This window comes from Escherichia sp. HH091_1A (assembly GCF_030295175.1).
GTDB lineage: Bacteria > Pseudomonadota > Gammaproteobacteria > Enterobacterales > Enterobacteriaceae > Escherichia > Escherichia coli_F.
The window spans coordinates 1,856,329-1,876,234 of record NZ_AP025747.1 but is presented as its reverse complement, the minus strand read 5'-3'; the positions used below and the strand labels follow the sequence as shown (position 1 = coordinate 1,876,234).

Annotated in this window: 15 protein-coding genes; 12 read left to right on the top strand and 3 right to left on the bottom strand. The window is 49.0% G+C overall.

All coding sequences use genetic code 11. The features are described from left to right. The first annotated feature begins 7 nt into the window (after positions 1-7). Both QUF14_RS09370 and QUF14_RS09365 read left to right on the top strand, forming a co-directional pair. Positions 8-286 (top strand): type II toxin-antitoxin system RelE/ParE family toxin, encoded by a 279-nt coding sequence (locus QUF14_RS09370; protein WP_000605673.1) that lies wholly within the window; start codon positions 8-10, stop codon positions 284-286. Then, a complete protein-coding gene (locus QUF14_RS09365; RefSeq protein WP_000781370.1) occupies positions 286-570 on the top strand; it encodes a HigA family addiction module antitoxin in 285 nt (94 codons plus the stop codon). The genes QUF14_RS09370 and QUF14_RS09365 overlap by 1 nt, the downstream gene beginning before the upstream one ends. Before the next feature lie 50 nt (positions 571-620). Here QUF14_RS09365 and fdnI read toward each other — a convergent pair whose 3' ends face one another. From fdnI to fdnG, 3 genes are read right to left on the bottom strand one after another with little or no spacing between them, the layout of a single operon-like run. Further along, positions 621-1,274 carry a formate dehydrogenase-N subunit gamma gene (fdnI, locus tag QUF14_RS09360; RefSeq protein WP_000045648.1) on the bottom strand — a complete coding sequence of 218 codons (654 nt, stop codon included), beginning with the start codon at positions 1,272-1,274 and terminating at the stop codon, positions 621-623. Continuing rightward, positions 1,267-2,151, bottom strand: coding sequence for a formate dehydrogenase N subunit beta (gene fdnH, locus QUF14_RS09355; RefSeq protein WP_001240580.1), 885 nt, complete (start codon positions 2,149-2,151; stop codon positions 1,267-1,269). The genes fdnI and fdnH overlap by 8 nt, the downstream gene beginning before the upstream one ends. Positions 2,152-2,163: 12 nt before the next feature. Next, positions 2,164-5,211: a formate dehydrogenase-N subunit alpha gene (gene fdnG, locus QUF14_RS09350; protein WP_145960282.1), complete on the bottom strand. Its 3,048-nt coding sequence runs from the start codon at positions 5,209-5,211 to the stop codon at positions 2,164-2,166. Positions 5,212-5,442: 231 nt separating this feature from the next. Here fdnG and yddG point away from each other — a divergent pair, with 231 nt between their 5' ends. From yddG to QUF14_RS09300, 10 genes are all read left to right on the top strand, one after another. After that, positions 5,443-6,324 (top strand): aromatic amino acid efflux DMT transporter YddG, encoded by an 882-nt coding sequence (gene yddG / locus QUF14_RS09345; RefSeq protein WP_000198214.1) that lies wholly within the window; start codon positions 5,443-5,445, stop codon positions 6,322-6,324. Between the two features lie 259 nt (positions 6,325-6,583). After that, complete coding sequence (gene ompC / locus QUF14_RS09340) at positions 6,584-7,684, top strand: porin OmpC (protein ID WP_000768391.1); 1,101 nt, start codon at positions 6,584-6,586, stop codon at positions 7,682-7,684. A 169-nt stretch (positions 7,685-7,853) separates the two neighbouring features. Then, positions 7,854-9,107, top strand: a complete 1,254-nt coding sequence (locus QUF14_RS09335) for a leucine-rich repeat domain-containing protein (RefSeq protein ID WP_000181874.1) — start codon at positions 7,854-7,856, stop codon at positions 9,105-9,107. Positions 9,108-9,168: 61 nt separating this feature from the next. Then, the gene (locus QUF14_RS09330; RefSeq protein ID WP_000671667.1) at positions 9,169-10,419 is read left to right on the top strand and encodes a leucine-rich repeat domain-containing protein; all 1,251 of its coding nucleotides are present in this window, start codon (positions 9,169-9,171) and stop codon (positions 10,417-10,419) included. 324 nt (positions 10,420-10,743) lie between these two features. Continuing rightward, the gene (gene narU, locus QUF14_RS09325; RefSeq protein ID WP_001207897.1) at positions 10,744-12,132 is read left to right on the top strand and encodes a nitrate/nitrite transporter NarU; all 1,389 of its coding nucleotides are present in this window, start codon (positions 10,744-10,746) and stop codon (positions 12,130-12,132) included. A 94-nt stretch (positions 12,133-12,226) separates the two neighbouring features. Beyond that, complete coding sequence (gene narZ, locus QUF14_RS09320) at positions 12,227-15,967, top strand: nitrate reductase Z subunit alpha (protein ID WP_024212149.1); 3,741 nt, start codon at positions 12,227-12,229, stop codon at positions 15,965-15,967. Then, entirely contained in the window at positions 15,964-17,508 is a 1,545-nt protein-coding gene (gene narH / locus QUF14_RS09315; RefSeq protein ID WP_000702545.1) for a nitrate reductase subunit beta, read from the top strand. Before narZ ends, narH begins: the two co-directional genes overlap by 4 nt. After that, a complete protein-coding gene (narW, locus tag QUF14_RS09310; protein WP_001166338.1) occupies positions 17,508-18,203 on the top strand; it encodes a nitrate reductase molybdenum cofactor assembly chaperone in 696 nt (231 codons plus the stop codon). The genes narH and narW overlap by 1 nt, the downstream gene beginning before the upstream one ends. Then, positions 18,200-18,880 carry a respiratory nitrate reductase subunit gamma gene (gene narI / locus QUF14_RS09305; RefSeq protein ID WP_000617115.1) on the top strand — a complete coding sequence of 227 codons (681 nt, stop codon included), beginning with the start codon at positions 18,200-18,202 and terminating at the stop codon, positions 18,878-18,880. Before narW ends, narI begins: the two co-directional genes overlap by 4 nt. Positions 18,881-18,959: 79 nt before the next feature. After that, positions 18,960-19,853 carry a PhzF family isomerase gene (locus QUF14_RS09300; protein WP_000804357.1) on the top strand — a complete coding sequence of 298 codons (894 nt, stop codon included), beginning with the start codon at positions 18,960-18,962 and terminating at the stop codon, positions 19,851-19,853. Positions 19,854-19,906: the final 53 nt, after the last annotated feature.

Sequence of the window (19,906 nt, the reverse complement as noted above, 5' to 3'; positions counted from 1 at the left end):
TGAAGAGATGATAATGAATTTCAGACACAAGGGATTGCGTGACTTGTTTCTTCTCGGCAAAACCTCCGGCGTTATACCGACGCAAATCAAACGATTACGCCACCGACTCGCTGTGATTGATGCAGCAAGCTGTCTTGCTGATATCGATATGCCCGGTTACCGACTACACCCGTTAAGCGGCGATCGTGATGGAATTTGGGCGATATCTGTCTCGGGCAACTGGCGAATCACATTTGAATTCGTCAATGGCGATGCATACATACTGGATTACGAGGACTATCACTGATGAAAATGGCCAATCATCCCCGCCCGGGGGACATTATTCAGGAATCACTGGACGAGCTGAACGTCAGCCTGCGCGAGTTTGCCAGAGCAATGGAAATTGCGCCCTCAACGGCAAGCCGATTGCTGACCGGAAAAGCCGCGTTGACGCCAGAAATGGCGATTAAACTTTCCGTGGTGATCGGCAGTTCGCCGCAAATGTGGCTGAATCTACAAAACGCCTGGAGTCTGGCAGAGGCAGAAAAAACGGTAGATGTGTCGCGACTACGCCGTCTGGTTACGCAATAAAAAAATGGCGCTTTTTACAGCGCCATTTTCAGCTTAAAGTTCAAAAGAGATTATATCCCTTCTTCACTCTCTTTTTTCGCTTCTGCCTTTTCGATTTCACGATACCAGCGTGGATGGTGTTTCTTCGCCCAACGACGGCTCACCTTCCCTTCGATCATCCCTTTAATCGACCCTTTCACCCAGAATGCCATATACATATGGATCAGGATGGCGTGGATCAGGATGATACCCGCAGCCGCGTGAATCAACAGGCTATAACGGACAACCTGCATCGGGAAGTACTGCGCAAAGTACGGACGCCAGATAATCACCCCGGTTACCAGCAGCACGAAAATCATGCTCATGATCGACCAGAACATCATCTTTTGCCCGGCGTTGTACTTACCAACATCCGCCACTTTGTGTTCATTGCCTTTTAATACTTCGACAATGTTCAACAGCCACGGAATATCTTTCTTATCCGGGATGTTGTGATGCACAAAACGCACAAACATAAACATCAGCGCGACGAAAATCGCAATGCCGAAGAACGGGTGCAAAATGCGTCCCATCTGCGGCGTACCGAAGGTTTGTGTCAGCCATTGCAGCGTCGGGAAGAAGAACGAAATCCCGGACAACGCTACCAGGAAGAAGCAAATCACCACGGTCCAGTGACAGGCGCGATCAATAAACTTGGTGCGCACAATCATTTTCGACTTACTCATGATGATCCTCCTCGTCATCGTCCACTTCCTTATTCGGGCCAATACCGATGTAGTGGAAAATTAACCCGGCAAAAGTGGCGATAAAGCCAGCCGCTGCCAGCGGTTTCAACGCGCCTTTCCAAAGATTTACCGATGTATCGATCTTTGGATCTTTCGGCAGACCGTGATACAGCTCCGGCTGATCGGCGTGATGCAGCACGTACATGACGTGCGTACCACCGACCCCTTCCGGGTTGTAGACGCCAGCATGTTCGTAACCACGCGCTTTCAGTTTCGCCACGCGCTGTTCCGCCAGCTCCAGCATCTCCTTCTTGGTGCCGAAGTGGATAGCCCCGGTCGGACAAGTTTTCACACAAGCCGGTTCCTGACCAACGCTGACGCGATCGACGCAGAGTGTGCATTTATATACCCGGTTATCCTCTTTGTTGAGGCGTGGAATATTAAACGGACACCCGGCAATGCAGTAACCACAGCCGATGCAGTTTTCCGACTGGAAATCGACAATCCCGTTAGCGTACTGAATGATCGCACCAGCAGACGGGCACGCCTTCAGGCAGCCCGGATCTTCACAGTGCATACAACCGTCTTTACGGATCAGCCACTCCAGCTTGCCGTTCTGTTCGGTTTCGCTAAAGCGCATCACCGTCCAGGACTTGGCGCTCAGATCGGCGGGGTTATCATAAACCCCGACGCAGTGCCCCACTTCATCACGGATATCGTTCCACTCCGAACACGCCACCTGACAGGCTTTACAGCCGATACAGGTGGAAACGTCGATAAGTTTCGCGACTTCTGCTTTGTAATCACGCACCTGAGAAGGCGGCGTGATGGAGTTAGTTGCGGACCTTTTGATAATGTCCTGCGTTTCCATAGCCATCTGTTCGCCCCCTTACGCCTTCTCGATGTTGACTAAGAACGCTTTATATTCCGGCGTTTGCGAGTTTGCATCACCGACATTCGGCGTCAGAGTGTTAGCGATATAACCTTTACGCGCGACACCCTCAAAGCCCCAGTGGATTGGAATACCCACCGTTTCAACCTGCTGACCGTTTACATTCAGCGGTTTCAGACGGCGCGTTACCACAGCCACCGCGCGGATAAAGCCACGCTTGCTGGAGACAGTGACACGATCGCCATTGGCAATGCCTTTCGCCGCCGCCAGCGTTTCGCTGATTTCCACAAACTGTTCCGGCTGAGCAATTGCGTTGAGCAACGCGTGCTTGGTCCAGGTGTGGAAGTGCTCGGTCAGACGATAGGTCGTACCCACATACGGGAACTGCTCTTTTTTACCCATCCGCAGCGCGTCTTGTTCATACAGACGAACAACCGGGTTATACACCACGTTCGGATGCAGCGGGTTAGTGCCCAGCGGCGTTTCAATTGGCTCGTAGTGTTCCGGGAACGGACCTTCCGCCATTTTATTAATGGCAAACAGGCGTCCCATCCCTTCCGGCTGCATGATAAACGGCCCGGTTGGCGTACCCGGTGCGGCATTGCCGAAGTCCGGAATATCGTTACCCGTCCACTTGCTGCCGTTCCACTGGATCAGCATCCGTTTCGGATCCCAAGGTTTACCGTTGATATCCGCCGAAGCACGGTTGTACAGCACGCGACGGTTGAGCGGCCACGCCCAGGCCCATCCCAGCGTATTCCCCAGACCGGACGGGTCGGAGTTATCGCGGTTGGCCATCTGGTTGCCCTGCTCTGTCCAGCTACCGGTGTAGATCCAGCAAGACGATGCGGTTGTACCGTCATCACGCAGATGCGCAAAGCTACTCAGCAACTGCCCTTTCTTCGCAATCAGTACGCCATTAGCGTCATAGAGATCTTCCAGCGCATAGCCGTTGTTCTCTTTTGCCACTTCGTCAGACTGCGGCTCGTGCGGCTGCTTGTAGTTCCAGCTCATCTTCATCAGCGGTTCTACACCTTTACCACCTTCGGCTTTGTACAACTCGCGAAGATGATGGTAGATACCCGCCAGAATTTCGCCGTCGTTACGTGCTTCGCCTGGCGCGTCCTGACCTTTCCAGTGCCACTGCAACCAGCGACCGGAGTTAGCGATAGAACCATCTTCTTCAGCAAAGCAGGTCGAAGGCAGACGGAATACCTCTGTCTGAATAGACGCCGGATCGACATCGTTCGACTCGCCGTGGTTCTGCCAGAAAGTAGAGGTTTCAGTCACCAGCGGATCGATAACCACCATGTACTTCAGCTTGCTCAGGCAGCTCACCACTTTGTTTTTGTCCGGGAAGGACGCAACCGGGTTAAAGCCCTGGCAGAAATAACCTGTGACTTTGCCTTCATCCATCATGTTGAAATACTTGATGACGTCGTAGGTCTGGTCCCACTTCGGCAGCCAGTCATAGCCCCAGTTGTTCTCTTTCTGCGCGGCATCGCCGTAGAAAGATTTCATCAGGCTAACGAAGAACTTCGGATAGTTGCTCCAGTAGTTCACCTGATCAGCCAGCGTCGCTTTCGGCGTGTTCGCTTCCAGATACGACTGCAAATCAACCTGTTTTTCTGACGGCAGCGTCAGATAACCCGGCAGGCTGGTAGAGAGCAGGCCTAAGTCGGTCAGGCCCTGAATGTTAGAGTGACCACGCAATGCGTTCACGCCGCCACCAGCCATACCCATGTTACCGAGCAGCAACTGGATCATCGCCATAGTACGGATGTTCTGCGCACCCACGGTGTGTTGGGTCCAGCCCAGCGCGTACAGGAAGGTGGTGGTGCGATCCGGCGCGCTGGTGGAGGCCAGCACTTCACACACTTTCAGGAAGTCGGCTTTTGGTGTACCGCAGATGTTTTCAACAACGTCCGGCGTGTAGCGGGAAACGTGTGCTTTCAGCAGGTTCCACACACAGCGCGGATGAGTCAGTGTTTCATCGCGTTTCGCATAGCCGTTTTCATCGAACTGATAGTTCCAGGACGATTTATCGTATTGCCGTTTTTCAGCGTCATAACCGCTGAACAGGCCGTCTTCAAAAGTAAAATCATCACGCACCAGCAGGCTGGCGTTGGTGTAATGCTTAACGTATTCGGCATTGATTTTGTTGTTTTCGATCAGGTAGCGCAAAACGCCAGACAGGAACGTAATGTCCGTACCGGAACGAATAGGTGCGTAGATATCCGCCACAGAAGCGGTACGCGTAAAACGGGGATCGACAACGATCAAGGTTGCATCGTTGTTGTTTTTCGCTTCCATCGCCCAGCGAAAACCGACGGGATGCGCTTCAGCAGCGTTACCGCCCATCACCATTACGACGTTAGCGTTTTTGATATCCACCCAGTGGTTGGTCATCGCACCGCGACCAAATGTTGGAGCAAGACTTGCTACCGTTGGTCCGTGTCAGACGCGCGCCTGGTTGTCTACCGCCAGCATCCCGAGGGAGCGGGCAAATTTCTGTGTCAGCATCCCGGTTTCGTTGCTGGCACCGGAAGCACACAGCATACCGGTAGAAAGCCAACGGTTTACCGTTACGCCCTGCTCATTCTTTTCAATAAAGTTAGCGTCACGGTCTGCCTTCATCAGCTTCGCAATGCGGGAGAATGCTTCTTCCCAGCTAATGCGCTGCCATTTGTCAGAACCTGGCGCACGATATTCCGGGTAGCGCAGACGGTTTTCGCTGTTGACGTAATCCAGCAATCCGGCCCCTTTCGGGCACAGCGCACCACGGCTTACCGGATGATCCGGGTCACCTTCAATGTGATAAATCGCTTCTCTGGCGTTTTTCGCGCCATCACCCAGGCTATACATCAATAGCCCGCAACCTACGGAACAGTATGTACAAGTGTTACGGATCTCTTTCGCGCGTAATAATTTGTAGTTTCGCGCCTGAGCCAGTGCTTGCTTCGGGGCAAAACCCAATGCCGCGACTGTTGTTCCCGCCATACCGCCCGCGCAGATTTTAAAAAATTGTCTGCGACTGACGTCCATTGCTTTCCTCTTTTTTCAGGGGTATTACTGCGCGAGGAAACTAACAGTAAAATTCTGAATCTTTTTGCGCGAAATCAAAAAGAACAGCTGTTTGCCACAAAATAATCCGCCTGCGCAAATTGACCTACCTCAATAGCGGTAGAAAAACGCACCACTGCCTGACAGGCCAGTTAAAAAAATGCTATAAAATTCAGCTTAATTTTTAACGGCAAGAGAGAGAAAACAGCGAGCATGACACGACAAAAAGCAACGCTCATAGGGCTAATAGCGATCGTCCTGTGGAGCACGATGGTAGGATTGATTCGCGGTGTCAGTGAGGGGCTCGGTCCGGTCGGCGGCGCAGCTGCTATCTATTCATTAAGCGGGCTGCTGTTAATCTTCACGGTTGGATTTCCGCGTATTCGGCAGATCCCGAAAGGCTATTTACTCGCCGGGAGTCTGTTATTCGTCAGCTATGAAATCTGTCTGGCACTTTCCTTAGGTTATGCAGCGACCCGTCATCAGGCAATTGAAGTGGGTATGGTGAACTATCTATGGCCCAGCCTGACAATTCTCTTTGCCATTCTGTTTAATGGTCAGAAAACCAACTGGCTGATTGTACCTGGATTATTATTAGCCCTGGTCGGTGTCTGCTGGGTGTTAGGCGGTGACAATGGGTTACACTATGATGAAATCATTAATAATATTACCACCAGTCCATTGAGTTATTTCCTGGCGTTCATTGGCGCTTTTATCTGGGCAGCTTATTGTACAGTAACGAATAAATACGCACGCGGATTTAATGGAATAACCGTTTTTGTCCTGCTAACGGGAGCAAGTCTGTGGGTTTACTATTTTCTCACGCCACAACCAGAAATGGTATTTAGCACACCCGTCATGATTAAACTCATCTCTGCGGCATTTACCTTAGGATTTGCTTACGCTGCGTGGAACGTTGGCATTTTACATGGCAACGTCACCATTATGGCAGTAGGTTCGTATTTTACGCCCGTACTTTCGTCGGCGCTTGCTGCGGTACTGCTTAGTGCTCCCCTATCGTTCTCATTCTGGCAAGGCGCACTGATGGTCTGCGGCGGTTCCCTGCTCTGCTGGCTGGCGACACGTCGTGGATAAAATTATTGTCGGGTCATAGCACCCGGCAGTTAACCCGCTAAATTACGACAATAATAAAAAATAAATTTCAAATACCAGTAATTCACCTTATATCTCATTTCGACTTCGATCACATATCGACAAATAATATTATTTCATCTAGTATTCTCATTGTTTTTAATCACCATTCTATTTTAAAAACAGTATGTCATTTGTAAATGACGCCGTTTAAAATTCGTTTAGAAAATAGGTTTAACGATAATTAAAAGGATACTGTTAAATGAAATTAAAAATAGTTGCGGTGGTTGTAACTGGTTTGTTAGCTGCGAACGTAGCACATGCTGCCGAAGTATATAACAAGGATGGTAATAAACTAGACCTTTATGGCAAGGTTACCGCTCTACGTTATTTTACTGATGATAAGCGTGACGATGGTGATAAAACTTATGCCCGTCTCGGTTTTAAAGGAGAAACGCAAATCAATGATCAAATGATTGGTTTTGGTCACTGGGAATATGATTTTAAAGGCTATAACGATGAAGCCAACGGCTCGCGCGGCAACAAAACCCGCCTTGCCTATGCAGGTTTAAAAATTAGTGAATTTGGCTCTCTGGACTATGGTCGTAACTACGGTGTCGGTTATGACATTGGTTCATGGACCGATATGTTGCCAGAATTTGGTGGCGATACCTGGAGCCAGAAAGATGTCTTCATGACATATCGTACCACTGGTGTGGCAACCTATCGCAACTACGATTTCTTTGGCTTAATTGAAGGGCTGAACTTTGCCGCACAATATCAAGGCAAAAATGAACGCACTGACAACGCTCATCTTTATGGTGCTGACTATACGCGTGCCAATGGTGACGGTTTCGGTATCTCCTCAACTTATGTTTATGATGGCTTTGGGATCGGTGCTGTGTATACCAAATCTGATCGGACAAATGCGCAGGAAAGAGCAGCGGCTAATCCTCTCAATGCCTCCGGTAAGAATGCAGAACTGTGGGCAACAGGTATAAAATATGATGCCAACAACATTTACTTTGCAGCTAATTACGCTGAAACATTAAACATGACCACCTATGGTGATGGTTATATCTCTAACAAAGCACAAAGTTTCGAAGTGGTGGCCCAATATCAATTCGACTTCGGCTTGCGCCCATCACTCGCTTACCTGAAATCAAAAGGCAGAGATCTGGGGCGTTACGGCGATCAGGACATGATTGAGTATATCGACGTTGGTGCAACGTATTTCTTCAACAAAAATATGTCGACCTATGTTGATTATAAAATCAACCTGATCGATGAAAGCGACTTTACCCGTGCCGTAGATATTCGCACCGATAACATCGTCGCAACGGGCATTACCTATCAGTTCTAACATCCTCTCCTGACCAGCCCTTATCTGGGCTGGTTTTTAATTTAAGTGCTGCTGTATGACTCCTTAAGTAAAAATGAGCAATTTTTGATATTTCTGGTCATTCACCTCAATTAATATTCTTCCATACCCTCCGGGGACATCTTAGTATAATATTTATTGATGAGTGATTATGACCAATATTAATACAGCTTGTGTAAAAAATAATGCCAGTTATCAAGTGAATAACGCATTACCTAACAGAGAAACCATCGCCAGCAATTTTTTTGAACAACTGGCACAATGGGGTGAGAAATCGCTTAATAATGGCGTAGAAAAAAGAACTATTCTAGAGCGAATTAATGAAGCTTACAACTCAAACATGGAATCTCTTAATTTGTCATATCTTGATTTGAGTGAGTTACCGCCTATCCCCCCTACAGTTAAGACATTGAATTTGGAGGGGAATTGTCTAACTTTCCTTGACTTTACCGACAATGCTAGTCTTATCAATATCAACCTCACCTTGAATAATATTGAAACGATAACCTTTCCAAATGAATCAAAACTGGAAAATATTTATATCGATTGCAACAAGCTGGAAAGTTTAGATTTAAAAAATCAGCATTCATTGGTTAATCTGGAAGCGCAAAATAATAATCTAAAAGAAATTAATATTTCTGACAGTTATAAACTGAAATTTCTTAACCTTGATAATAACCAGCTAACATCGCTGGATGTTTCTCAACAAGAATCTCTGATTGAGTTAAGTGCTTGTCACAATATGATCAATGATCTTAAATTACACTATCACCCCATGGTGAAAAAAATCGCTTTAAACGACAACCATATTGCAAATTTAAACGCTAAAAGCACTGCGATACTAGAATATTTAGACTTAAGTAATAACAATTTATTACCAACAGATAACATTAATGAGTTAATATCATCAAAACATCTTTGGTATTTATCAGTTAACGGTATTAACAATGATCCTATTGCACAAATGCAGTACTGGAATGCAATAATGGATTTAGTTGATAATATTGATGAAGTGACCATTAAGATATCTTATGATCTAGCAATTAAAAATATCGACACCAGTAATAAGCATCTTGTAGAAATAAGCAAAAATACTGAAGGTGATAATAAAGAAAACAATGATTCAATGTCGATTCGTTACCGTTCAAAACCTTATTTCAGCAATTTAACTTTAATAGAACAAGAAACAACACTTTCTGAAGAAGAATTAAAATCTATTCTGCCTATGTATCGCGCTTGTCGGTTTGATAACGATACGCCCCTATCCTCATCCTCATCCTCAGAACTCAAGGACGCAACAGGCACCCCTATCTGTTATTACATTTATGATGAGAATAAAAATTCCTTAGGTTATGGACCAACATTTCATAATTGGTTAAGCCAATCCTTTACCACAGAGTTATAAAAAACATCCTGACTTATCAAGGATAATAAATCAAAAAATATATTATTGCCATGGAGTAGTTATGAAGTTTCCTTTAATCTTTTTTAAAACAAAGCAGTCCCTACAGCGACTCCCCGAACAGAATTTATATAGCTGGATGCATGAATTGAATAAATGGAAAGAAGAATGCATAGTCACAGGTGAACTTCATCGTCAAGAATGCCGAAAAGAAGCGGCAGAAAGGATAAACCGTGCTTTTTTTTCGAAGCAGAATGACATTGATTTATCTGGACTTAATTTAACTACTCAACCACCAGGGCTGCAAAACTTCACCTCTATCAATCTTGATGAGAACCAACTCAAACATTTTGATGCAACCAACTACGATAAACTCATCAACCTTAGTCTGAATAGTAATGCTCTTGAGTCTATAAATTTTCCTCAAGGCAGAAATGTAAGCATTAAACATATATCTGTGAATAATAATGCTCTCAGAAATATTGATATAGATGGGCTTTCATCAGTTACTTATTTTAGTGCGGCACATAATCAACTAGAGTTTGTGCAATTAGAATGTTGCGAAAGGCTGCAGTACCTGAATCTCAGCCACAATCAATTAACTGATATTGCTGCAGGAAATAAAGATGAACTCTTACTTCTGGATCTATCCCATAATAAACTAACAAGTTTACATAATGCCTTATTTCCCAACTTGAATACGTTACTTATCAACAACAACTTGCTTTCTGAAATTAAAATATTCTTTAGCAACTTCTGCAATGTACAGACATTAAACGCTGCGAACAATCAGTTGAAAAAAATAAACCTTCATTTCCTGACTTATCTTTCATCTATCAAAAGTTTAAGGCTGGACAATAATAAAATAACCCGCATTGACACTAAGAATACATCCGATATTGGAACTTTATTTCCCATAATAAAACAGAGCAAAAACTTAAATTTTTTAAATGTTTCTGGGAAGAACAATTGCCCTACTATGCAGCTCATGTTATTTAATTTGTTTTCCCCAGCACTTAAGCTTAATACTGGCCTGGCAATTCTTTCGCCTGGTGCATTTGAAGTTCACTCTGACGGACTAGATGTGGATAACGAATTGTTTCACTATACTTTTAAAGAAGCATACACCCCATATAATATACACACTTATAAAACAGAAGAAGTTGTAAATCAGATGAATATAAAAATTAAAAATATGACCTTAGATGAAATAAACAATACTTACTGTAATAACGATTATTACAATGAGGCGATAAGAGAGGAACAGATAGACTTTCTGGACAGATCGTTTTCCTCCAGCTCATGGCCTTTTTAGTGAATAAATCATCACTAATTCTATAAGTGTCTGGTCTTATTAAGAATATAGTTAATATGCAACCCTTTAGATTCACGATCTGAAGGGTTGAAACATGGCATACGTTCAAAGATTAACCCCCGTTTGAAGGTTAGCCTGTTAGTTACATTTAGTAACACATATCTGTCTGCTTAATCCCCATTCTGCCCCCGCGGTTACGCTTTCTTATCTATTCTTTCAATCAGCACTTCACCTAATTCATCCTTAATTCTAATAACTGGCTATTGCGCCTTACCTCCTGTTTTGTCTTTTTTTCATTACCAATGTGTACATGTGAGGAACAATATGGCACTGCAAAATGAGAAAAATAGTCGTTACCTTTTGCGCGACTGGAAACCAGAAAACCCGGCCTTCTGGGAAAATAAAGGAAAGCATATTGCACGAAGAAACCTCTGGATATCAGTCAGTTGTCTACTTCTTGCCTTCTGTGTCTGGATGCTATTTAGCGCAGTTACTGTTAATCTCAATAAAATCGGTTTTAATTTCACTACCGATCAACTCTTTTTATTAACCGCATTACCCTCCGTTTCTGGCGCATTATTGCGTGTCCCCTACTCCTTTATGGTGCCTATATTTGGTGGACGCCGATGGACGGTTTTTAGTACTGCAATCCTGATTATTCCTTGCGTCTGGCTCGGAATTGCCGTGCAGAATCCGAATACTCCTTTTGGGATATTTATCGTTATCGCTTTGCTATGCGGTTTTGCAGGTGCGAACTTTGCTTCGAGCATGGGCAATATCAGTTTCTTCTTCCCAAAAGCCAAACAAGGGAGCGCACTTGGGATTAATGGCGGATTAGGAAACTTAGGTGTAAGTGTGATGCAGCTGGTTGCGCCGCTGGTGATTTTTATCCCCGTATTTGCCTTTCTCGGTGTCAATGGCGTACCACAGGCCGACGGTTCGGTAATGTCGCTGGCGAATGCCGCATGGATTTGGGTGCCATTACTGGCGATTGCCACTATTGCCGCCTGGTTAGGGATGAATGATATCGCCAGTTCACGCGCGTCAATCGCCGATCAATTGCCTGTATTACAACGTCTGCATCTCTGGCTGCTCAGTCTTCTCTATCTCGCCACCTTCGGTTCGTTTATCGGTTTTTCTGCGGGTTTTGCCATGCTGGCGAAAACCCAGTTTCCGGATGTGAATATTCTGCGTCTGGCGTTCTTTGGCCCATTTATTGGTGCCATCGCGCGGTCGGTTGGTGGTGCTATTTCCGATAAATTCGGCGGCGTGCGGGTGACGTTGATCAACTTCATTTTTATGGCGATTTTCAGCGCCCTGCTGTTCCTTACCTTACCGGGCACAGGCTCTGGTAATTTCATCGCATTTTACGCCGTCTTCATGGGGTTGTTTCTGACCGCGGGTCTGGGAAGTGGTTCTACTTTCCAGATGATCGCCGTCATCTTTCGCCAGATAACGATTTATCGCGTCAAGATGAAAGGCGGCAGCGATGAACAGGCTCAGCGGGAAGCGGTCACCGAAACGGCGGCAGCATTGGGCTTTATCTCAGCGATTGGCGCAGTTGGCGGCTTTTTTATTCCGCAGGCGTTTGGCATGTCGCTCAATATGACCGGCTCGCCGGTAGGTGCGATGAAAGTGTTTTTGATCTTCTACATCGTTTGTGTGCTGCTGACCTGGCTGGTTTATGGTCGGCGGAAGTTCAGCCAAAAATAAGAAATCGATGCCTGACTCGTCTTATCAGGCTACAACCGTGTCGCATCCGACAAGGCATCAGATCCCAATTCATTCCTGGAGCAGGAGTTATGTCATGAGTAAACTTTTGGATCGCTTTCGCTACTTCAAACAAAAGGGCGAAACATTTGCCGATGGTCACGGCCAGGTGATGCATAGCAACCGCGACTGGGAGGACAGCTATCGCCAGCGTTGGCAGTTCGACAAAATCGTGCGTTCCACTCACGGCGTTAACTGTACAGGCTCCTGTAGCTGGAAAATCTACGTTAAAAATGGCCTGGTGACCTGGGAAATCCAACAGACCGACTATCCTCGCACTCGCCCTGACCTGCCCAATCATGAACCTCGCGGCTGCCCGCGTGGTGCAAGTTACTCCTGGTATCTTTACAGCGCCAACCGACTGAAATACCCGCTAATACGTAAACGACTGATTGAACTGTGGCGTGAAGCGCTCAAGCAACACAGCGATCCGGTACTGGCGTGGGCATCGATTATGAATGATCCGCAAAAGTGCATGAGTTACAAGCAGATACGCGGACGCGGCGGTTTTATCCGCTCCAACTGGCAAGAGCTAAACCAGTTGATTGCTGCCGCTAACGTCTGGACCATCAAAACCTACGGCCCGGATCGCGTTGCCGGTTTCTCGCCGATTCCAGCCATGTCAATGGTTTCTTACGCCGCCGGAACACGCTATCTGTCGCTGTTAGGTGGCACCTGTTTAAGCTTCTACGACTGGTATTGCGACCTGCCGCCCGCCTCACCGATGACCTGGGGCGAACAAACCGACGTGCCAGAATCTGCCGACTGGTATAACTCCAGCTACATCATCGCCTGGGGGTCTAACGTACCGCAGACACGTACGCCGGACGCCCACTTCTTTACCGAAGTACGCTACAAAGGCACTAAAACCATCGCCATTACCCCTGACTACTCTGAAGTGGCCAAATTGTGCGACCAGTGGCTGGCACCGAAACAAGGCACTGATAGCGCCCTGGCGATGGCAATGGGCCATGTGATTTTAAAAGAGTTCCATCTCGATAATCCCAGCGACTATTTTATCAATTACTGCCGCCGCTACAGCGACATGCCGATGCTGGTAATGCTGGAACCGCGCGACGATGGCAGCTACGTTCCCGGACGGATGATCCGTGCATCTGACCTGGTGGATGGGTTGGGCGAAAGCAACAATCCGCAGTGGAAAACCGTGGCAGTTAATACTGCGGGTGAACTGGTGGTGCCTAACGGTTCGATTGGTTTTCGTTGGGGCGAAAAAGGCAAATGGAACCTGGAATCTATCGCCGCCGGAACAGAAACTGAGTTAGCGTTAACCTTGCTCGGTCAACACGACACTGTTGCAGGCGTGGCCTTCCCCTACTTTGGCGGCATTGAAAATCCACACTTTCGCAGCGTAAAACATGATCCCATACTGGTGCGCCAGCTTCCGGTGAAAAATCTGACGCTCGCCGATGGAAGCACTTGTCCGGTGGTTAGCGTTTATGATCTGGTACTGGCAAATTACGGCCTCGATCGCGGGCTGGAAGATGAAAACAGCGCGAAAGATTACGCTGAAATCAAACCTTACACCCCAGCCTGGGGCGAGCAAATTACCGGCGTACCGCGCCAGTATATTGAAACCATCGCCCGCGAATTTGCCGATACCGCCCATAAAACGCATGGGCGATCGATGATTATCCTCGGTGCTGGCGTCAACCATTGGTATCACATGGACATGAACTACCGTGGGATGATCAACATGCTGATCTTCTGCGGTTGTGTCGGCCAAAGCGGTGGCGGCTGGGCACACTATGTCGGTCAGGAAAAACTGCGCCCGCAAACCGGCTGGTTGCCGCTGGCCTTTGCGCTCGACTGGAACCGACCACCGCGCCAGATGAACAGCACCTCGTTTTTCTACAATCATTCCAGCCAATGGCGCTATGAAAAAGTCTCTGCTCAGGAGTTACTTTCACCGCTCGCCGATGCCAGCAAATACAGCGGTCATCTGATTGATTTCAACGTTCGCGCCGAACGTATGGGCTGGCTACCTTCTGCGCCGCAGCTGGGGCGTAACCCGCTCGGGATTAAAGCTGAAGCCGACAAGGCCGGATTATCCCCCACAGAATTTACCGCTCAGGCGCTGAAATCGGGCGATTTACGTATGGCCTGCGAACAACCAGATAGCGGCAGCAATCATCCGCGTAATTTGTTTGTCTGGCGTTCTAACCTGCTTGGCTCCTCCGGCAAAGGCCACGAATATATGCAGAAGTATCTGCTGGGAACCGAAAGTGGGATTCAGGGTGAGGAACTCGGTGCCAGCGACGGGATCAAACCAGAAGAAGTCGAGTGGCAAACTGCGGCGATTGAAGGCAAGCTCGACCTGCTGGTGACGCTCGACTTCCGTATGTCCAGTACCTGCCTGTTCTCCGATATCGTTCTGCCCACCGCCACCTGGTACGAAAAAGACGATATGAACACCTCGGATATGCATCCGTTTATTCATCCGCTTTCTGCGGCGGTCGATCCGGCGTGGGAATCACGCAGCGACTGGGAAATCTACAAAGGTATTGCCAAAGCATTTTCGCAAGTGTGCGTAGGGCATCTAGGCAAAGAAACCGACGTGGTATTACAACCCCTACTGCATGACTCTCCGGCAGAGCTTTCGCAGCCGTGTGAAGTGCTCGACTGGCGCAAAGGCGAATGCGATCTGATCCCGGGTAAAACCGCGCCCAATATTGTGGCAGTGGAGCGTGACTACCCTGCTACCTATGAACGCTTTACCTCTCTCGGGCCATTGATGGACAAACTTGGCAACGGCGGTAAAGGGATTTCGTGGAATACCCAGGATGAAATCGATTTCCTCGGCAAACTCAATTACACCAAGCGTGATGGCCCGGCACAGGGGCGACCGCTGATTGACACCGCCATTGACGCATCAGAAGTGATTCTGGCGCTGGCACCGGAAACCAACGGTCATGTTGCAGTCAAAGCGTGGCAGGCGCTGGGCGAGATCACCGGACGCGAACATACCCATCTGGCGCTGCACAAAGAGGACGAAAAGATCCGCTTTCGCGATATTCAGGCGCAGCCGCGTAAAATTATCTCCAGCCCCACATGGTCCGGTCTGGAAAGCGATCACGTCTCCTACAACGCCGGATACACCAACGTTCATGAATTAATTCCGTGGCGCACGCTGTCGGGACGCCAGCAGGTCTATCAGGATCATCCGTGGATGCGTGCCTTTGGTGAAAGCCTGGTGGCTTATCGTCCGCCTATTGACACGCGTAGCGTCAGTGAAATGCGCCAGATACCGCCAAACGGCTTCCCGGAAAAAGCACTTAACTTCCTGACGCCGCATCAGAAATGGGGCATTCACTCAACCTACAGTGAAAACCTGCTAATGCTGACGCTCTCTCGCGGTGGACCGATTGTCTGGATCAGCGAAACCGATGCCCGTGAATTGACCATTGTCGATAACGACTGGGTGGAAGTGTTTAACGCCAACGGCGCGCTGACTGCCCGCGCGGTGGTCAGCCAACGTGTACCGCCGGGTATGACCATGATGTATCACGCTCAGGAACGCATTATGAATATTCCTGGTTCGGAAGTAACCGGCATGCGCGGCGGCATTCATAACTCGGTCACCCGCGTTTGCCCAAAACCAACGCATATGATTGGCGGTTACGCGCAGCTGGCCTGGGGCTTTAACTACTACGGCACCGTCGGCTCGAACCGCGACGAATTTATCATGATCCGCAAGATGAAGAACGTTAACTGGCTGGATGATGAAGGTCGCGATCAGGTACAGGAGGCGAAAAAATGAAAATACGTTCGCAAGTCGGCATGGTGCTTAACCTCGATAAATGTATCGGCTGCCATACCTGTTCGGTGACCTGTAAAAACGTCTGGACCGGACGCGAAGGCATGGAGTACGCATGGTTTAACAACGTCGAAACCAAACCGGGCATTGGTTATCCGAAAAACTGGGAAGATCAGGAAGAGTGGCAAGGCGGCTGGGTCCGCGATGTCAACGGTAAGATCCGCCCGCGTCTGGGCAGCAAGATGGGGGTGATTACCAAAATCTTCGCCAACCCGGTGGTGCCGCAGATTGACGATTACTACGAACCTTTCACCTTCGACTACGAACATTTGCATAGCGCGCCAGAAGGTAAACACATTCCTACTGCCCGCCCACGTTCGCTGATTGACGGCAAACGGATGGACAAAGTGATCTGGGGGCCAAACTGGGAAGAACTGCTGGGCGGTGAGTTCGAAAAACGTGCTCGCGACCGCAACTTTGACGCCATGCAAAAGGAGATGTACGGTCAGTTTGAAAATACGTTCATGATGTACCTGCCGCGCCTGTGCGAACACTGCCTTAACCCCAGCTGCGTGGCGACCTGCCCCAGCGGCGCGATCTACAAACGCGAAGAAGACGGTATTGTGCTGATCGATCAGGACAAATGCCGTGGCTGGCGTTTGTGCATTAGCGGTTGTCCGTACAAAAAAATCTACTTCAACTGGAAAAGCGGTAAGTCAGAAAAATGCATCTTCTGTTACCCACGAATTGAGTCAGGCCAACCCACCGTGTGCTCAGAAACCTGCGTGGGTCGCATCCGGTATCTGGGCGTGCTGCTTTACGACGCCGACCGCATCGAGGAAGCGGCGAGCACCGAACGCGAGGTTGATCTCTACGAACGCCAGTGCGAAGTGTTCCTCGATCCGCACGATCCCTCGGTGATCGAAGAAGCCCTGAAACAAGGTATTCCACAAAATGTGATTGAAGCTGCCCAGCGTTCGCCAGTCTACAAAATGGCGATGGACTGGAAACTGGCGCTACCGCTGCACCCTGAATATCGCACCCTGCCGATGGTCTGGTACGTTCCTCCGCTGTCACCGATTCAGTCCTATGCAGATGCGGGCGGCTTGCCGAAAAGCGAAGGCGTGCTGCCCGCCATCGAAAGCCTGCGTATTCCGGTGCAATATCTCGCCAATATGTTGAGTGCCGGTGATACCGGTCCGGTACTGCGGGCGCTGAAACGGATGATGGCGATGCGCCACTATATGCGTTCACAAACCGTGGAAGGTGTTACCGATACCCGCGCCATTGACGAAGTAGGCCTGAGCGTCGCCCAGGTCGAAGAGATGTATCGCTACCTTGCCATCGCCAACTATGAAGATCGTTTTGTCATTCCAACCAGTCATCGGGAAATGGCGGGTGATGCTTTCGCAGAACGCAACGGCTGCGGCTTCAGCTTTGGCGACGGTTGCCACGGCTCAGACAGCAAATTCAACCTGTTCAACAGTAGCCGTATCGATGCCATCAACATTACCGAAGTGCGCGATAAAGCGGAGGGAGAATAATGCAGATCCTCAAAGTGATCGGCCTGTTGATGGAGTACCCGGACGAGCTGTTGTGGGAGTGTAAGGACGACGCGCTGGCATTAATCCGCCGCGACGCGTCGATGCTCACCGATTTTGCACTCGACCTGCTCAACGCGCCGCTGCTGGATAAACAGGCCGAATGGTGTGAAGTGTTCGACCGCGGGCGCACCACGTCGCTGCTGCTGTTCGAACATGTTCATGCCGAATCCCGCGATCGAGGCCAGGCAATGGTGGACCTGCTGGCGGAGTACGAAAAGGTCGGTCTGCAACTGGATTGTCGGGAACTGCCCGATTATCTGCCGCTGTACCTGGAGTACTTAAGTGTGCTGCCGGACGATCAGGCAAAAGAAGGATTACTCAACGTTGCGCCGATCCTCGCCCTGCTTGGCGGACGCTTAAAACAACGCGAGACACCGTGGTACGCGTTATTTGACGCCCTTTTGCAACTGGCAGGAAGTCCCCTGTCAAGTGACAGTGTCACAAAACAAATTCGTAGTGAAGAGCGTGACGACACCCGCCAGGCGCTGGATGCGGTGTGGGAAGAAGAACAGGTGAAGTTTATTGAAGATAACGCCACGGCGTGTGACAGCTCGCCGCTTAATCAATATCAGCGACGCTTTAGCCAGGATGTCGCGCCGCAGTACGTCGACATCAGTGCGGGAGGTGGGAAATGATTCAGTATCTGAACGTCTTTTTTTACGATATCTACCCGTACATTTGTGCGACGGTGTTTTTCCTTGGCAGCTGGCTGCGCTATGACTACGGGCAGTACACCTGGCGCGCCTCCTCGAGCCAGATGCTCGATAAACGCGGGATGGTGATATGGTCGAATCTGTTCCATATCGGCATTTTGGGGATCTTCTTCGGGCACCTGTTCGGCATGTTAACGCCGCACTGGATGTACGCGTGGTTTTTGCCAGTGGCAGCGAAACAACTAATGGCGATGGTGCTCGGCGGTATTTGCGGCGTGTTGACGTTGATTGGCGGTGCAGGACTGCTGTGGCGCAGGCTGACAAATCAGCGTGTGCGTGCTACTTCCACCACGCCGGATATCATCATCATGAGCATATTGCTGATCCAATGTTTGTTGGGGCTAAGTACCATACCGTTTTCAGCACAGTATCCTGATGGTAGCGAAATGATGAAACTGGTGGGGTGGGCGCAAAGTATCGTCACTTTCCGTGGAGGATCGTCAGAAATGCTTAACGGCGTAGCGTTCGTCTTCCGCCTGCATCTGGTATTGGGAATGACCATCTTCCTGCTCTTTCCGTTCACCCGACTGGTGCATGTGTGGAGCGCGCCGTTTGAGTACTTTACTCGTCGGTATCAGATTGTGCGTTCGCGGCGATAATTCTCCCCCTGGCCGGATAGTCCTTCGCTCTCCGGCCACTTGCAGGCTATGATAGTTCTCCAGCCACAGGAGAACGTTAATGAAACCGCAGGTTTATCACGTCGATGCTTTTACCGCTCAACCGTTTCGCGGCAATTCTGCCGGTGTTGTTTTTCCCGCCGATAAACTTAGCGAAGCGCAAATGCAGCTTATCGCCCGCGAATTAGGTCATTCGGAAACTGCTTTTCTGCTGCACAGCGACGACAGCGATGTACACGTTCGATACTTTACGCCAACGGTTGAAGTGCCAATTTGCGGTCACGCAACGGTGGCTGCGCACTATGTACGTTCAAAGGTATTAGGTTTGGGAAATTGCACGGTCTGGCAAACGTCGCTGGCAGGAAAACATCGCGTGACTATCGAAAAGCACAACGATGATTATCGTATTTCGCTGGAACAAGGTACGCCAGGCTTTGAGCCACCGCTGGAAGGTGAAACACGTGCAGCGATTATCAACGCGCTTCATCTCACTGAAGACGATATTCTGCCAGGCTTGCCAATTCAGGTGGCAACCACAGGACACTCAAAAGTGATGATCCCGTTGAAACCAGAAGTGGATATCGACGCTCTTTCGCCTGACCTTGCTGCGCTGACCGCAATCAGCAAGCAGATTGGCTGCAATGGTTTTTTCCCGTTCCAGATCCGCCCTGGCAAAAATGAAACCGATGGTCGCATGTTCTCACCTGCGATTGGTATTGTGGAAGATCCGGTGACCGGGAATGCCAATGGCCCGATGGGCGCATGGTTGGTACATCACAACTTACTACCCCACGATGGCAGCGTGTTGCGTGTTAAAGGCCATCAGGGGCGCGCACTGGGGCGTGACGGCGTGATTGATGTGACGGTGACAATTCGAGATAACCAACCGGAGAAAGTCACCATTTCTGGCACAGCGGTGATTCTTTTCCATGCTGAATGGGCCATTGATTTTTGATACCGTTGCCTGATGCGCTTCGCTTATCAGGCCTACAACCGGGCTAATGTGGG